Annotated in this window: 12 protein-coding genes; 7 read left to right on the forward strand and 5 right to left on the reverse strand. The window is 61.2% G+C overall.

The features are described from left to right. Nucleotides 1–6 precede the first annotated feature (6 nt). Both ABOK31_RS14300 and ABOK31_RS14305 read left to right on the forward strand, forming a co-directional pair. A complete protein-coding gene (locus ABOK31_RS14300) occupies nt 7–921 on the forward strand; it encodes a pyridoxal-phosphate dependent enzyme (RefSeq protein ID WP_349956445.1) in 915 nt (304 codons plus the stop codon). Nucleotides 922–1,079: 158 nt separating this feature from the next. Further along, complete coding sequence (locus ABOK31_RS14305; protein WP_349956446.1) at nt 1,080–1,712, forward strand: LysE family translocator; 633 nt, start codon at nt 1,080–1,082, stop codon at nt 1,710–1,712. A 119-nt stretch (nt 1,713–1,831) separates the two neighbouring features. On the opposite strand, the gene hemA is transcribed toward ABOK31_RS14305, so the two are convergent. The 4 genes from hemA to ABOK31_RS14325 all read right to left on the reverse strand — a co-directional run bounded on the left by hemA (nt 1,832) and on the right by ABOK31_RS14325 (nt 6,996). After that, nucleotides 1,832–3,043, reverse strand: coding sequence for a 5-aminolevulinate synthase (hemA, locus tag ABOK31_RS14310; protein WP_174177935.1), 1,212 nt, complete (start codon nt 3,041–3,043; stop codon nt 1,832–1,834). Nucleotides 3,044–3,262: 219 nt separating this feature from the next. Next, complete coding sequence (locus ABOK31_RS14315; protein ID WP_349956447.1) at nt 3,263–4,057, reverse strand: xanthine dehydrogenase family protein subunit M; 795 nt, start codon at nt 4,055–4,057, stop codon at nt 3,263–3,265. Between the two features lie 20 nt (nt 4,058–4,077). Next, a complete protein-coding gene (locus ABOK31_RS14320; RefSeq protein WP_349956448.1) occupies nt 4,078–6,423 on the reverse strand; it encodes a xanthine dehydrogenase family protein molybdopterin-binding subunit in 2,346 nt (781 codons plus the stop codon). Between the two features lie 84 nt (nt 6,424–6,507). Then, entirely contained in the window at nt 6,508–6,996 is a 489-nt protein-coding gene (locus ABOK31_RS14325; RefSeq protein WP_075853722.1) for a (2Fe-2S)-binding protein, read from the reverse strand. A gap of 297 nt (nt 6,997–7,293) precedes the next feature. On the opposite strand from ABOK31_RS14325, the gene ABOK31_RS14330 reads away from it, so the two are divergent. The 3 genes from ABOK31_RS14330 (at nt 7,294) to ABOK31_RS14340 (ending at nt 14,059) form a co-directional block, all read left to right on the forward strand. After that, entirely contained in the window at nt 7,294–7,569 is a 276-nt protein-coding gene (locus tag ABOK31_RS14330) for a glycine zipper domain-containing protein (RefSeq protein WP_112804037.1), read from the forward strand. A gap of 314 nt (nt 7,570–7,883) precedes the next feature. Next, the gene (locus ABOK31_RS14335) at nt 7,884–9,809 is read left to right on the forward strand and encodes an autotransporter assembly complex family protein (protein ID WP_349956449.1); all 1,926 of its coding nucleotides are present in this window, start codon (nt 7,884–7,886) and stop codon (nt 9,807–9,809) included. A gap of 65 nt (nt 9,810–9,874) precedes the next feature. Further along, nucleotides 9,875–14,059 carry a translocation/assembly module TamB domain-containing protein gene (locus ABOK31_RS14340; protein WP_349956450.1) on the forward strand — a complete coding sequence of 1,395 codons (4,185 nt, stop codon included), beginning with the start codon at nt 9,875–9,877 and terminating at the stop codon, nt 14,057–14,059. Between the two features lie 231 nt (nt 14,060–14,290). Here the strand turns inward: ABOK31_RS14340 and ABOK31_RS14345 are convergent, their stop codons facing one another. Next, on the reverse strand, nt 14,291–14,731 hold the full coding sequence (locus tag ABOK31_RS14345; RefSeq protein WP_174177944.1) for an Lrp/AsnC family transcriptional regulator: 441 nt from the start codon (nt 14,729–14,731) through the stop codon (nt 14,291–14,293). A gap of 226 nt (nt 14,732–14,957) precedes the next feature. On the opposite strand from ABOK31_RS14345, the gene rocF reads away from it, so the two are divergent. After that, nucleotides 14,958–15,893, forward strand: coding sequence for an arginase (gene rocF / locus ABOK31_RS14350; protein WP_174177946.1), 936 nt, complete (start codon nt 14,958–14,960; stop codon nt 15,891–15,893). A 281-nt stretch (nt 15,894–16,174) separates the two neighbouring features. Then, nucleotides 16,175–16,651, forward strand: a complete 477-nt coding sequence (locus tag ABOK31_RS14355; protein ID WP_174177948.1) for a chemotaxis protein CheW — start codon at nt 16,175–16,177, stop codon at nt 16,649–16,651. Nucleotides 16,652–16,904 lie beyond the last annotated feature (253 nt).

The raw sequence follows: 16,904 nt of genomic DNA on the forward strand, positions 1-16,904 counted from the left end.
AGATTCATGCCACTTCACCTTGAAACGCCGCTCCTCGAATCCCGCCCGCTCAGCCAGGCATCGGGGCGTTCCATCTGGTTGAAAATGGATGCGCTCCAGCCGCCCGGTTCCTTCAAGATCCGCGGCATCGGTGCGGCCTGCGAACACCATGCGAGAAACGGAAAGCGGCGTTTCGTCTCCTCTTCCGGCGGCAATGCTGGCATCGCGGTCGCCTATGCCGGCCGTCGCCTTTCGATCCCCGTATCGGTCTTCGTTCCCGAAACGACCTCGGATCGGGCAAAGGCGCTGATCCGCCAGGAGGGAGCCGAGGTTTTCGTGCACGGCGCATCCTGGCAGGAGGCAAACGAACGCGCGCTTCAGGCGGTCGACGCGGAAACGGCCTTCATCCACCCCTTCGATGATCCGCTGCTTTGGACGGGCCACGCGACGATGATCGATGAGGTCGTCAGAGCCGGCTTGCAGTTCGATGCCGTCATCCTTTCGGTCGGCGGCGGCGGGCTGCTGGCCGGCGTCTCTGAAGGGCTTGACCGCAACGGCCTCCAAACCATACCGATCATCGCCGCCGAAACGGAGGGTGCCGCCTCGCTCGCAGCCGCGGTGAAGGCCGGTAAGCCAGTGGAATTGCCCGCCATCACCAGCATCGCGACATCGCTTGGCGCCCGAAAGGTTGCCGAGCGTGCCTTTGAAATTACCCAAAACCGGCCGGTCGATAGTATCGTCGTCGATGACCGGGCTGCCGTCGACGCCTGTCTGCGCTTCCTCGACGATCATCGTGTCCTCGTGGAACCGGCTTGCGGCGCTGCGCTGGCCGTCGCCTATGCCCATGCCGATCGCCTGGCGCGCTTCGAGCGCGTGCTGATGATCGCCTGCGGCGGCGCCACCGCCACCCTCGCCCAGCTGCAGGCCTGGCAATCATCCTGATCGTTACAGCCGCGCCGGCAGCGATGTCCTTCAATAGCCTTCAGCGTCAGCCTTCAGAAGATCAATAGGTAGGTATTTTCTTACCTATTGATCCGGTGTTGCCATTCCCGACAATGATGCTAAGGAGGAATTCCGGCCTCACTTTCAAGGGAATCACGATGCCGGACTTCTCCACACTCATTCTTTTTGCCGCCGCCGCGCTGGTGCTCACTGCCACGCCCGGTCCCGACATGTTTCTCATTGCCTCGCGCAGCGTCAGCCAGGGCCGCTCAGCCGGTTTTCTCACCTATGCCGGCATTGCGCTCGGCACCTATTGTCATGCCATGGCCGCAGCGCTCGGCCTCTCGCGGCTGTTCCTGACCGTGCCGATTGCCTATGAGATCGTCCGCTGGGCGGGCTGCGCCTATCTGCTCTATCTGGCGGTCAAGACGCTCCGATCGCAGAGCTCCGCCTTCGCACCCTCGACCAGGCTGAAACGGCTCTCGGGCCGGCGTATCTTCATCGAGGGTCTCGCGACCAATATCCTGAACCCGAAGATGGCCTTGTTCGTGCTCGCGCTGTTTCCGCAATTCGTCGATCCGCGTGGCGGCTCGATGGTCGTTCAGATGGCGTTGCTCGCCACGATCCTGAATGGCATCGGTTTCCTGGTGAACGGTTCCGTCATCATGCTCGGCAGCCATATCCGTGGCCAGCTCTCAGCGATCAAACGTGTTCCGAAGCTGCCGCAATATCTGCTGGCGACGGTCTTTGCCGGCCTCGCCTGCCGCCTGGCCTTGGGAAGCCGTGGCTAACCATTGCACAAAAAAATTGCGGAAATGGGCAGCACCGCCATTTCCGCAATGAATTATATCTCAATTTTCGCAGAGACCGCGTCAGTCAAATAGTCGCGACCGAAAGAGGAAGCCGCCTCTTAAGCGACAGCCCTTGCGAGCGCGCAGCGCGACCAGAGCGCGTGCAGCGCGCCGACCAGCTGCTCGATATCGCCATCCGAATGCAGCGGCGTCGGCGTGATGCGCAGGCGCTCGGTCTTCTTCGGCACGGTGGGATAGTTGATCGGCTGCACATAGACGCCGGCGTCGAGCAGCAGATCGGAAATCCACTTGCACTTGGCCGCATCACCGACCAACACAGGCACGACGTGGCTCGGGTTCGGCATGTGTGGGATGCCGGCCGCATCGAGCTGGACGCGCAGCCTGCGCACGCGATCCTGATGGCGCATGCGTTCGAACTGGCTGACCTTCAGGTGCTGGATCGAAGCGACGGCGCCCGCAGCCAGAGCCGGCGGCAGCGACGTCGTGAAGATGAAGCCGGACGCGAACGACCGGATGAAATCGCAGAGCGCAGTCGAAGCGGCGATATAACCGCCCATGACGCCGAACGCCTTGCCGAGCGTACCTTCGATGACGGTCAGGCGATCCATCAATCCCTCACGCTCGGCAATGCCGCCGCCACGCGGGCCGTACATGCCGACGGCATGCACTTCATCGAGATAGGTCATCGCACCGTACTTGTCGGCGAGATCGCAGATTTCCTTGATGGGGGCGATATCGCCATCCATGGAATAGACGGATTCAAACGCGATCAGCTTCGGCGCCTTCGGATCGGCAGCCTTCAGCTTGGCTTCGAGATCATGCAGGTCGTTATGCTTCCAGATGACCTTGTCGCACTTTGCATAGCGAATGCCTTCGATCATCGATGCGTGGTTCAGCGCATCCGAGAAGATGATGAGGCCGGGAATGCGCGCACCGAGTGTGCCGAGCGTCGCCCAGTTCGAGATATATCCCGAGGTGAAGATCAGCGCGGATTCCTTGCCGTGGAGATCGGCGAGTTCCTGCTCGAGCAGAACATGGTAATGGTTGGTGCCAGAAATATTCCGGGTGCCTCCCGCACCCGCGCCACAGTGATCGATCGCCTGTTTCATCGCCTCGATCACTTTTGGATGCTGGCCCATGCCGAGATAATCGTTGGAGCACCAGACGGTCACTTCCTGCGGGCCATTGGGCGTGTAGCGGGTAGCGCGGGGGAAATTGCCACGGCGGCGTTCGAGATCTGCGAAGACCCGATAACGACCCTCATTGTGAAGACCGTCCAGCTCGCCCTTAAAAAATGCTTCGAAATCCATCATCTGCTCCAGTACCGTGCGACCGTTTTCGAGAATGCCGGTTCACACGTCAACCCCTCTGCATTGCTTTCACGCCACGCTGCGGCAAATGGCCCCTAATTTTGAACAATTCCAGACAAGAATAGCCATTCACATCAAATTGACAATCGAAACCGTGGTGGAAACACTCTCTCCGGAGCGGAGGGTAAACCCCACCGCTCCGGGCTTTTCATGGCGAATCTAGGCCACGGCGACGGCGCGCTTGGCCATGACCTTGACCAGATTGGCGCGATATTCGGCCGTGGCGTGCAGATCGGACAGCAGCGTCGATGAGTCCACAGTCACACTCGTAGCCGCATCCGGCAGCCAGTTCGCCGCAAACGCCTGCTCCAGACCAGAATGGCGGAACACACCGTCCGCGCCTGCGCCGGTCACGGCAACGCGAACGCCGCCTGCCCCCTTGGCGACGAAGACCCCCACCATCGCATAGCGCGAGGCCGGGTTGGGGAACTTGGCATAGCCAGCCCTTTCCGGCGCGTCGAAGGCGATGGAGGTAATCAGCTCCGCCTCCTCCAGCGCCGTCTCGAACAGCCCCCGGAAGAAGTCGTCGGCTGCGATCTGGCGCCGGTCGGTGACGATGGTGGCATTCAGCGCCAGCATCGCCGATGGATAATCCGCCGCCGGATCATTGTTGGCGACGGAGCCGCCGATCGTGCCCATATGCCGCACATGCGGATCGCCGATCATGCCGGCAAGGTCGCAGAGCGCCGGACACACCGCGCGGATCGCCGCCGAGGAGGCAACTTCCGCATGGGTGGTCGCCGCCCCGATCGTGACCCGGCGGCCATCGACACGTATCCCCTTGATCGAAGGGATATGCCTGAGATCGACGAGATCGCTCGGCGATGCCAGACGCTGTTTCATGGTGGCGATCAGCGTCATGCCACCGGAGACATATTTGCCTTCGTCGGCATTCGACAGAAGCTTGACGGCTTCGTCGACCGAGGAGGCGCGATGGTAATTCGTTGCGTACATGCTCTTTTCCTCCTCTCGTCTCAGGCCGTGGCCCGTGCCGCTTCCCACACCTTGAGCGGGGTGGCGGGCATGGTCAGCGTGTTGTTGCCGATAGCATCGGTAATGGCGTTGATCAGCGCAGGCGGCGAGCCGATGGCGCCTGCCTCGCCGCATCCCTTGATGCCCAGGGGATTGTTCGGACACGGCGTGTTCTGGTGTGAAAGCTGGAAGGACGGCAGATCATCGGCGCGCGGCATGGTGTAATCCATGAAGCTCGCCGTCAGAAGCTGGCCGCTCTCATCGTAATGTACGCCTTCCAGCAGCGCCTGGCCGATACCCTGCGCGATGCCGCCATGCACCTGTCCCTCGACGATCATCGGATTGATGATGTTGCCGAAGTCGTCGGCCGCGACGAACTGCACGATCTCGGTCTTGCCTGTTTCCGGGTCCACTTCGACCTCGCAGATGTAGCAGCCAGCCGGGAAGGTGAAGTTCGCCGGATCGTAGAAGGCGGTTTCCTTCAGGCCCGGCTCCATGCCGGCGGGAAGATTGTGCGCGGTGTAGGAGGCGAGCGCCACCTGGAACCAGGGCAGCGCCTTGTCCGTGCCGGCCACCTTCACCTCGCCGTTCTCGATGACGATATCGCTTTCGTCGGCCTCCATCAGATGCGCGGCGATCTTCTTCGCCTTCGCCTCCACCTTGTCGAGCGCCTTGACGACGGCGGACATGCCGACGGCGCCCGAACGGGAACCATAGGTGCCCATGCCCATCTGTACCTTGTCAGTATCGCCATGGACGATGGAGACACTGTCGATCGGCACGCCGAGCCGGTCGGCCACCAGCTGCGCAAAGGTGGTCTCATGCCCCTGGCCGTGGCTGTGCGAACCGGTGAGCACTTCGATCGTTCCGACCGCGTTCACCCGCACCTCGGCCGATTCCCAGAGACCGACGCCGGCTCCGAGCGACCCCACCGCCTGCGACGGCGCGATGCCGCATGCCTCGATGTAGCAACTCATGCCGATGCCGCGCTTCATGCCGCGGCGGGCGGCCTCTGCCTTGCGTGCGGGAAAGCCGGCCCAATCCGCCTGCTGCATGGCGGCGTTGAGCGAAGCCTCGTAGTCGCCGGCGTCATAGTTCATGATCACGGGCGTCTGGTAGGGGAAGGAGCGGATGAAGTTGATCCGCCGAAGCTCGGCGGGCGAGACGCCGAGTTCGCGCGCCGCCGTTTCCACCGTGCGCTCGAGAAGGTAGGTCGCCTCCGGCCGCCCGGCTCCACGATAGGCATCGACCGGCACGGTGTTGGTATAAACCGTGCGGACATTGGCATGGATGGCCGGAATGGCATATTGGCCCGACAGCAGCGTCGCATAGAGATAGGTCGGCACCGCCGAGGAGAAGAGCGACATATAGGCGCCGAGATTGGCGATCGTGTCGACCTTCAGCGCCGTCATGCGGTTTTGCGCATCGAACGCCATCTTCACCTTGGAGAGATGATCGCGGCCATGCGCATCGGTGAGGAAGGCTTCCGTACGATCAGCCGTCCACTTGACCGGCACGCCGGTCTTCTTCGACGCCCAGAGACAGACGATTTCTTCCGGGTAGATATAGATCTTCGAACCGAAGCCGCCGCCGACATCCGGCGCGATGACACGTAGCTTGTTTTCCGGCGCGACATTGTAGAAGGCGCTCATGACGAGCCGGGCCACATGCGGGTTCTGGCTGGTCGTGTAGCAGGTATAGTGGTCTTCGGCCGCATCATAGATCCCGAGCGTGGCGCGCGGCTCCATGGCATTTGGCGAAAGCCGGTTGTTGTGGATCTCGATTTCGGTGACGTGCGCGGCCTCGGCAATCGCCTTGTCGGTCGCTGCCGCATCGCCAAGTTCCCAGTCGAAGATCAGATTGTTCGCCGCCTCAGGATGGATCTGCGGCGCACCGGCTTTCAGCGCATCCACCGCTTCGACGACGGCAGGCAGCTCCTCATAGTCGACCTCTACGGCTTCGGCCGCATCGCGCGCCTCGCCGAGACTGTCGGCAACGACGATCGCGACGGCATCGCCGACATAGCGGACGGTGTCGACCGCCAGGGGTCTCCAGGCGCCCATATTCATCGGCGACCCATCCCTGGAATGGATCATCCAGCCGCAGATCAGGTTGCCGATGCCGTCGGCAAGCAGCTGCTTGCCCTCAAGCACACCGATCACGCCGGGCATGGAAAGTGCCGCCGACGCATCGATACCCTTGATCTTTGCATGTGCATGCGGGCTGCGAACGAAATAGGCGTATTTCATTCCCGGCGTCACCATATCGTCAGTGTAGCGCCCCTTGCCCGTCAGAAATCGCTTGTCTTCCTTGCGCGCCACGCGTGCGCCAATGCCTTCCACGCCCATCACATCCTCCCATCGGGGTTGCGGGCCCGGCACCACGCCAAGACGTCTATCATTGGCGCTCTGCCAGACGGTCTCGGTGAAACTCTATTCGGCCGCTTGGCTCGCGGCATTCATCTCGGCATTGGCTGAAAGCACTGCCTTGACGATGTTGTGATAGCCGGTGCATCGACAGATATTGCCTTCAAGCTCGCTGCGCACCGTCTTCTCGTCCAGCTTGCCGCCATGGCGATTGATCATGTCGACCGATGTCATCACCATGCCCGGCGTGCAGAAGCCGCATTGCAGGCCATGATGTTCCTTGAAGGCAGCCTGTACCGGATGCAGCTCGCCATTGGCGGCCAGACCCTCGATGGTTGTGATCTTGGAGCCGGAAGCCTGAACGGCCAGGATGGAACAGCTCTTTACCGACTTGCCGTCCATATGCACGACACAGGCACCGCACTGGCTGGTATCGCAGCCGACATGCGTTCCGGTCAGGCCGAGTTTTTCCCTGATGAAATGGACAAGCAGCGTGCGATCCTCGCACTCGCTGCTGACCGAACGGCCGTTCACCGTCAAAGTCACTTTTGCCATATTTTCCTCCTCGCCTCTCCTCCAGAGGCAAGGGGCATCATTTGACTTTTTCGCAATCCAATCAACCTCTACTTTAGAGAGGAGGCTGATTTTATGCTCGCAAAGGACTGTTTTATTCTCCAGGCGCGAGGCCGCCTTTATTCAGCAATAAAAAAACTGACGCCCACCAATAGACAATCATATTTTGCACGATATTTTCTATCATTGCAGGACTGTAAAGACAGCCCATCGTGGTGGAGCTGAAGAATTGGGACGACGTTGGCCGGGGTTCGGCTTAACTAACGTTGGAGAGAGTAAATGAAGAAAGTTCTTATGCTCGCATTGGTCGGCTTGTCTATCGCAAGCTGCACGCCGACCGAACAGGGCGCAGGCATCGGCGCGGCATCCGGCGCGATCATCGGCGGCGCAGTCACCGGCAACGTCCGTGGCGCGGCAGTCGGCGCCGCAATCGGCGGCGTCTCCGGCGCCGTCATCGGCAGCGTCCAGGAACAGCCCGGCCAGTGCTACTATCGCGACCGCTACGGCCGTCGCTACATCGACGATTGCCCGCGTGGCGGCTATCGCGGTTACTGATCGATCTCCGATCGAGATTTCGAAGGTCCCGGATCGCAAGATCCGGGACCTTTTGTTCTGAAGCATGGTGTACGCCACCGCCGGCAGGGCTTTGCCGAACGCATTCGGACAACTCAAACGGGCCATTTTTCAGAGCGCCCGAATATGCAAGAGGCCGCCGCAAACGCGGGCGTTTTGCCCTTTAGTGGGCACATTTTCCACGTTTTTGACTCTAAAACGGTACACCTGAGAGACTTTTGCCTCTATGGTGGCCGCGCGTTAACTCCCGGGAAACGTCAAACTGAGTAAGTTCTCATGTAACCGTAAAGCGGCGTATGCATAAAAGAACTGAACCGAGAAAGAGTATTGCGTATCGGCAGGCAGGAACCGTGGCAGCGGTTGCGGCAGCCCTCGCGCTCGGTCCGGTGTACGCCCAGAATGCCTTTGCATTCAAGCTCTTCGGTATGAGGCTTTGGGGTGAGGACGAAACGGCGGATCAGGTTTCCGATCCAGTCCATTACACGGTGGATTTCAAGTCCGACAATCTCGACAAGGATCTCAAGGAGGCGTTGAGCGAGAGCTCGATGCTGGTCTCTGATGAAAAGAAGCCGGTATCCGGCGACCTTGGCGTGGTCGTGAAGGCACGTGACGATCGGGATCGTCTCATCGCGACGCTTTATGAGAAGGCCCGTTATGGCGGCGTTGTCACCATCGCCGTCAACGGTACGCCTCTTGACGCCTTGCCGCCGACACCGACCTTCAGCCGCGACAAGCCCGTTGCCGTCACGATCAGCGTCGATCCCGGCCCCGTCTTCAAGCTCGGCAAGGTCAATTTGCTCGGCGATGCCGCCAGGCTGGACCCGGCTAATTATGGCCTCGTGCGCGGCGGCGATGCTGGCTCTCTGACCATTCTGAAGGCAGGCGACAAGATGGTCGCCGACTTCAAGAACCAGGGCCATCCGCTCGCCAAGCTCGACAAGCGCGATGTCGTCGCCGATCATTCGAGCAATACCGTCGACGTCTCGCTGAAGGTCGAGAGCGGCCCCGTCGCTCCCTTCGGCAATGTCGGCGTCACCGGCCAGAAATCCGTCGATCCCGATTTCATCAAGCGCTACGCCCGCATCAACGAGGGCAAGCCCTATTCGCCCGACGAGCTGAAGAAGGCGTCGGACCGTTTGAGGAAACTTGGAGTCTTCTCCAGCGTCACGATCCGCGAGGCCGATAAGCTGGCGCCGGATGGCAGCATTCCGACCACCATCGAGGTCTCGGAAGGCAAGCAGCGCTTCTTCGGCGCCGGCGCGCAATATTCCACCATCGACGGCTTCGGCCTGCAAGGCTATTGGGGCCACCGCAACCTGACCGGACGCGCCGATTCGCTGCGCATCGAAGGATCGGTATCCCGCATCGGCGAAACCACAGATGTCGGCCAGCTCGATTACACCGCCGGCATTACCTATGTCCGGCCGGCAACCTTCTATCCGTCAGCGACCTTCACCGCCGGCCTCAAGATGCAAAGCCTGCATCCTGACGCTTACGACGCCAATACGGTGACGGCGAGCGGCGGCCTTGCCTATGAAATCAACGACCAGGACACAGTGTCTGCCGGTGGCGAAGTGTCTTATGAATCGGACACGACCGACGCCTTCGGAAAACATAACTATCTGACGATTGCGATCCCGCTCGAATATGTTCGCGACACGCGCGACAACAAGCTGGACCCGACCGAAGGCTACCGCGCCTCGATCAGCGCCAAGCCGAGCTATGAGGCGATGGGCGGCTCGATCTTCAGCTCCTTCGAAGGATCGATCAGCGGCTACAAGGGCGTCGGCGCCAACAATAACGTCGTCTTTGCCGGCAAGCTCTCCGCCGGTACATTGCTGGGCGCAAACAGTATCGAGGACATTCCCGCCACTCGGCGCTTCTATGCCGGCGGCGGCGGCTCGGTGCGCGGCTACAGCTATCAGGAGATTTCGCCCTATAACTCCAACGGTGACGAAACGGGCGGACGCTCCTACGTGACCGCCTCCTTCGAAGCCCGCGTGAAGATCACCGACACGATCGGTGTCGTACCCTTCGTCGACATGGGCAGCGTCACCGACACCGCCTTCCCTGACTTTTCCGATCTGCGCATTGGCGCTGGCGTCGGCCTGCGTTACGCTACGCCCTTCGGCCCGATCAGGCTCGATGTTGCCATGCCGTTGAAGAAATATAACGGCGGCACATCTTATGGCATCTATGCCGGCATCGGCCAGGCCTTCTGACAAGCCGTATAGTTGTCGCGGACGTTTCAGCACACGGTTACAAAATTGAGGTTACTGTCGCTTTCATGAGCATATTGATTCGAATCCTCGGCAGATTGGTGCGCTGGATCGCCTACGCGGTCGTGGCGATCCTTGTGCTCGTGGTTGCGGCTGTGCTCGTCGTCAGCCTGGTACCCTCCGCAACCGGCTATGCCGTCGATCAGGTGGCGAAGATCGCGTCTACGCCGGATCGCACCATCGCCATCGCCGCGCCCTCCGGGCTGTTGAACGGCAATCTGAGAGTTGGTTCGATCACCGTATCCGACACGAAAGGCCCCTATGCCAAGGTGCAGAACCTTGCCATCGACTGGTCTCCGCTGTCTTTGCTGACCGGCACCTTCCATGCCGATCGTGTCGCAGCCGATGTCGTCGATTTCGAACGACTGCCGGTTTCGACGGTCGCACCCGCACCGGCAACGCAGCCGGCAAGCTCTAGCGGCTTCTCCCTGCCCATCGCCATCGATATCGACAAGATCGCCCTGCCTGACCTGCGCATCGGACAGGCTGTTGCCGGACAGGATTTCATTCTGGCCGCCGATGGCAGCGTCAAGGCAAACAGCAGCAGCATGGGCTTGACGCTTAATGCCTCCAGGCACGATGTGCCGGATGCCAAGCTTTCCGCCGATATCGCCTTCGCACCGGCCGAGAACCAGCTGAAGTTGAAGACGCAGATTTCAGAACCGCGCGACGGCATGCTGGCCGGCCTTCTGCACCTGCCGGGCGGCCCGGCCGTCAATATCGATCTTTCCGGTGACGGCCCCCTCTCCAATTGGGCCGGCAAGCTGCAGGCAGCACTCGACGGCAAGCCGACGGTTGCGATCAGCGGCCATCACAGTCTTTCCACCGACGGCCTGCACCACATCGACGTCAAGGGCGGCGGCGACGTCGACTCGCTGTTGCCACCGACCATGCGGGCACTCTTTGCCGGCCAGACCACCATCGATCTCTCGGCGACCTTCGACGGCAAGGGCAAGATCGATATCCAGACCGGCAATCTTGCCACCGGCAGCGCCGTGCTTGCCGCATCGGGCACCCTTGATCCCGCCGGCAACAACAGTCTCAATGCCAATCTGATCGGCACCTCCGGCCCCGTCGATTTCCGCTGGCCGATGGAAGACGGCGAGATCCGCGCCTTGATTTCGCGGGTCGACATCGCGCTCACCGGCGCAGCCCAGTCGGTGAAGATCGACGCCAAGGCCGCGCTCGACAGCGCCAGCACGCCTCAGGGCAATATTGGACAGATCAACCTCAGCGCCCGCAGCGATGCCTTCAACCTCACTGGCATGTCCGGCCCGCTGCAGCTTCGTCTCGTCGTCGGCCAGACGGCTTTCGTCAGCCCCGACCTCAATCGTCTCATCCGCGCGCCGATCGCGCTGACCGCACCATTGCAGCTCTCTCCCGACACGATCGGCTTCAACAATACAACGCTCGAAAGCGCCAGCATCGGCGGCACCGTCAACGGCAAATACACGCTGTCTTCAAAGGCGCTGACGGGCAATTTCAAGCTCTTTGCCCTGCCTGGCGTGCTGCCGGACGGCATCTCGGACAAATTCGAAGGCACGATCTCCCTGGAAGGCCAGGTCGCCGGCACGGTGCCGACCAAGATGACGCTCTCCAATCTTGCCGTGAAATCCAACGTCGCCGAGATCAACGGCAATGTCGCGCTCAACGACCAGTCGCTGACATCCGATCTATCAGGCAAGGTACTCGACCTCTCCAAGCTCGTCCCGAATGCACAGGGACAGGCCGATATCGGCCTCAAGGCCAAGGGACCGCTCGCCGCGCTCGGCATCGATGCGACGGTCAAGGCCGTCAATGTCAAGCTCGCGGGACGGTTGCTGGATACGCTTGACCTCAACGTGACCGGCACTGCCGATCCCAAGGCACCGCAGGCGAAGGTTCAGGCGAGCGGTGCGATCGACGGCAAGCCGATCCGCATCACTGCTGACGCTGTTTCCAAGGATGGCCGCACCAGCATTCCATCGCTGGCAGCCGAAATCGGTACCAACAAGCTGCAGGGCAAGCTGGATCTTTCACCGAGCTTTGAGCCGACAGGTGCACTGACCTTCGACTTGCCGGATCTTAGCCTGCTGGCCGCACTTGCCGGACAGAAGGCCGAGGGTGACCTCAAGGGCTCGCTCGATATCGCCAGCGCCAACGGCAAGATCGGCCTGAAAGTCAATGCCAACGGCAGCGGCATCCGCCGCGACGATCTCGTCATCAGCAAGCCGGCCGTGGCGCTTGCCGTCGATGATCTCAAGGCCTTCTCCGCAAATGGCAGCGTCCGCGCCGATACGATCGCCTCCGGCGCCAACCGCATCGCTGATCTCAACCTGACTTTCACCCAGCAGGGCAGCCGCACGGATTTCGATCTGAAATCGACCTATGACAGCGCACCGCTGACGACACGCGGCAGCGTCGAAACGGCCGGCGGCCAGACGACGGTGAACCTCGACTCGTTTGCAGGCGCACCACGCACGATACCGGTGAAGCTCGCGTCACCGACAAAGATCATCATCAAGGACGGCATCGCCTCGCTGAATGGCCTGACCCTCCAGACCGGTGGCGGTTCGGTGACCGTCGACGGCACCGCCGGGCAAGCCCTGAACATCAATGCAAAGATTGCCAACCTGCCTGCGAGCCTCGCCAATGTCTTCGCGCCGACGCTTGCGGCAGAGGGCGTCATCTCGGGCACAGTGGCGGTCACCGGCAAGGCGACTTCGCCCGCCGTCGTCTTCCAGACCAATTGGTCGGGGGCGGCAACAAGCCAGACCAAATCCGCCGGCCTCGCACCGCTCGGCATCAAGGCCGACGGCAAATTCGCCGAGAACGTCGTGACCATCAACACCAACCTGACCGGCCAGAGCGGCCTGGCGTTGAATGGCGGCGGCACCGTCGCCATTGCCGGCAACAAGGCGATGGCGCTGAAATTTGCCGGTAATCTGCCGTTCGACGCCTTGGCGGGCCAGCTGGCCGCCCAGGGCCTGGTCATGACGGGTACGGCGAAAATCGACATGCAGATCGGCGGCACGACGGCGGCACCCGCCATATCAGGCTCGATTACCACCGACGGTGCCAAGCTGGTCGACGTCCGGCGAAACCTGACGCTCAGCGGACTAGCCGTCACGGTCACGCTCGACGGCAGGCAGGCCGTCATCTCGCGGCTGAGCGGCAATCTCACCAGCGGCGGCAGCATTTCCGGCAGCGGCACGATCGGCATTACCCCGGATAGCGGCTTCCCTGCCGATATCCAGATGAAGTTCAACAATGCCACCTATGTCGACGGAACCCTCGTCGCCGCGACCGTCAACGGCACGCTCGGCGTCAAGGGACCGCTGATGACCGCGCCGATGCTGACGGGCAATCTCCGGATCAACAAGGCGTCGATCACCGTGCCGCAGAAGCTGCCGGCATCGTTGTCGGAGATCAACATCAAGCACAAGAATGCACCGGCTGCGGTCAACGCCCAGTTCAAGGACCAGAAGCCGGAGGCGCCGCGCAGCAAATCGACCACCCTCGGCATCGATCTGCAGCTCGAAGCCCCCTCGCAAATGTTCGTGCGCGGGCGCGGCATCGATGCCGAACTCGGCGGCAACATCACCGTGCGCGGCACGGCAGCAGAACCCGTCGTATCCGGCGGTTTCACCATGCGGCGCGGGCGTCTGACCATCTTGAGCCGCCGGCTGGATTTCACCGATACCAGCAAGATCACCTTCGGCGGCGACCTGACGCCGGCGCTCAACATGGAAGCGACGTCGACGGCAGGCTCCACCACCATAACGGTCGATGTCACCGGTCTGGCGACCGACCCGCAGATCGGCTTTTCCTCGTCGCCAGCCCTGCCGCAGGACGAGGTGCTGGCGCAGCTGATCTTCGGCCAATCCATGTCGAAACTATCCGCCATGCAGATCGCCCAGCTCGCCGATGCGGCAAGCCAGCTGGCCGGCGGACGCTCCACCTCGCTATTCGAAGGCCTGCGCAGTCATCTCGGAGTCGACGATCTGGATATCTCGACGGATTCAAACGGCCAGGCTCAGGTCGGCGCCGGCAAGTATCTGAACAAACGCACCTATATCGAATTGCAGCAGGGCGCCTCCAACAACACCAAGGCGATCATCAACCTGAATGTCGGGCGCGGCGTGAAGCTGCGCGGTGCGGCGGGTTCGGACGGCGCCGGCGAAGCCGGCATCGTCTACGAACATGAATATTGAGGTGATGGCGGACCGTTCTGCTCAAGCCGGTCTGCGGCCGCCTCGCCCTTCGAGGCCTTGCCGCTTTCGCTAATGCTTAGGCGGCAAAGCACCTCAGGCTGCGGCGGAAAGAATCTCCCGGCAACCCTCAAGAGATCAGCCCTCATGCTGAGGTGCATCGGCTTCTGAGCTTGTCGAGGGGGCCGGAGCCTCGAAGCATGAGAGTGAGCGGTCTCTCCCGGAAAGCGACGATCAAAAGCCCATCTTGCTGGTCTTCAGCAGAATATTGGATTCCGTCGTATTGATACCGTTGATGAGCCTGATACGGCGTAGCGTCTCGTCGAAGGAGGCAAGATCGCGATCCTCGAGTTCGGCAATGAAATCCCATTTGCCATTGGTGCTGTGCAAGGCTCTCACCTGCGGCAGGCCGCGAAGCTGATCGGCCACCTTGTCGGCGAGCTTGCCGAGCACCTCGATCAGCACGATGGCCCTGACGCCGGCGGCGCGGGTCTCGTGGCCGGTGCGAATGGTGAAGGCGGCAATCGTGCCGTTTTCCACCAACCGTTCGATGCGGGCGGCCACGGTCGCGCGCGACGCACCGGTCGCTGCAGCCAAGGAAGAAACGGAGATGCGCGCATTGTTGCGCAGCGCACTCAGGAGGTCGCGATCGAGGTCATCCATATGACTTGTCATTCTGCTAAATCGAATTGATCAATCTGTCGAAAGCTAGTCGATTTTCGGCAATTTTCCATCTTTTTGCTGTCATGCAGACAATCGATAATGCGCCCCGACATCATCCCGAGCGGTTCGGCTCTTCACGGACTCCCCGAACCGCTCTATCTCATTGTTTTCACGCGATTCCGAAAGAAAAGCCGCTGCGGCCTCTTCCGGAATCGCTTTAACCCTCGGAGCAATGCCGATGAATACGCAATCCACTCCCGTTACCCTGATCGGCGTTCCCCTGGAAGAAGGTTCCGGCCGTCGCGGCGCCGGCATGGGGCCGACGGCGCTCCGCATCGCCGGTATCGAAACCACTCTGACCGAACTTGGCCATCGCGTCACGGATAGCGGCGACCTGCACCCAGCGCCGGCCACAGACCTGCCGGAGCATCCCCACGCTCACAATCTGAAGATTGTCGGCGCCTTCACGCGCGCGCTGGAAGCGAAGGTTTATGATGTCGCATCATCGGGCGGCTTCCCGCTGATCCTTGGCGGCGACCACAGTCTCTCCATGGGCAGCGTCTCCGGCATGGCCCGCCACGCGGCGGAGGTCGGCCGGCCTCTCTTCGTGCTCTGGCTCGACGCTCACTCCGATTTCAATTCCCCCGCCACCTCGCCCTCGGGCAATATTCATGGCATGCCCGTCGCCTACTATTGTGGTGAGGCCGAGATCGAGGGCGTTCTGCCGGCCGGGCGGCCGCTGGTCGATCCGATGAAGGTCTTCCAGGTCGGCATCCGCTCCGTCGATCCGCGCGAGCGCGAGGAAATCCGCGAGCACGGCGTCAACGTCTTCGATATGCGCTCCCTCGACGAACAGGGTGTCGCCGCCATCATGCGCAAGGTGCTCGATACCGTCAGCGCCGCCAACGGCCTGCTGCATGTCAGCTTCGACGTCGATTTCCTCGATCCGGACATCGCGCCGGGCGTCGGAACCACAGTGCCGGGCGGCGCGACCTATCGGGAAGCGCACCTCATCATGGAAATGCTCTCCGACAGCAACCTCGTTTCGTCGCTCGATCTCGTCGAGCTCAACCCCTTCCTCGATGACCGCGGCAAGAGCGCCCGTGTGCTTGTGGAAATGGCGGCGAGCCTCTTCGGTCGGCGCATCTTCGACCGCCCGACACGGGCTGCTTGAGGCGCTCTTAAACCGGCTGAGCATCCTGCCGGAAGAGCGAGCCACTCGTTCCTCCGGCCACCTCGCCCTTTGACACGCTCAGGGTAAGGGGGCCAACAGGCCGTCTCGAGCCACGAAGGCGAGTGACGCACGCCGTCCCTGGCAAAAGGCTCCTTCCCCGCATCCCTCAAAGCCTGTCTAGTCGAAACCGCTTGTATAGATTTAGGTTTGAGCAATGTTCTTGTTTTATCGTGGCAGGAACACGTCGGATTCGGCGTGACGGTTCAATGGGAAGAACGTTCATGGCCACGATCAATTCCACCAGCTTCAGCGGCGAGACTCTGGAGATCATTGCCTTCCGGCTGCATGATCAGGAATTCTGCGTCAAGACCACCACGATCCGCGAAATCCGGGGCTGGGCGCCGTCGACGCCAATCCCGCATGCGCCGGCAGACGTCATCGGCGTCATGAACCTGCGCGGCTCGGTCATCCCGATCATCGATCTTGCCTACAAACTCGGCATGCAGAGCACGGTCGCCAATGAGCGCAGCGCCATCGTGGTCGCCGAAGTGCACAATATGGTCATCGGCATGCTGGTCGATCGCGTCTCGGACATCCTGACGATCGCTTCCGAACAGGTTCAACCCGTTCCGGAAGTAACCGCCTCCTTCGATCGCGCCTATTGCGAAGGCATCATCGCCACGGAGAACGGAATGATCTGCTTCCTGAACCTCGCCAAGATGTTCAAGGAAAGCGAAGCAGACGAACTCGCCGCGTAACTTCGCAACATAGTCCTTTTTTAAGAACCGCCGCCCTCTCGCGGCGGTTTTTTATTATCTCCTAATTTTAGTTAGTTATATTTTATTTAAATTGTAATTTCTAATGCACTAATTTTTACCCAAAATTAAAGGAAGCAACTCCATCATCGATTGTGAAGCGAGGAAAGAAAATACAATCTCAACATTCCGACCCTCCCCCTGCGGCACACCGTCTTTCGGCGTGCCGAGGAGCACGGCCGCCCGCTTCGATGCA

Origin of the sequence: Rhizobium sp. ZPR4 (assembly GCF_040215725.1) — a bacterium.
GTDB classification, from domain to species: domain Bacteria; phylum Pseudomonadota; class Alphaproteobacteria; order Rhizobiales; family Rhizobiaceae; genus Rhizobium; species Rhizobium rhizogenes_D.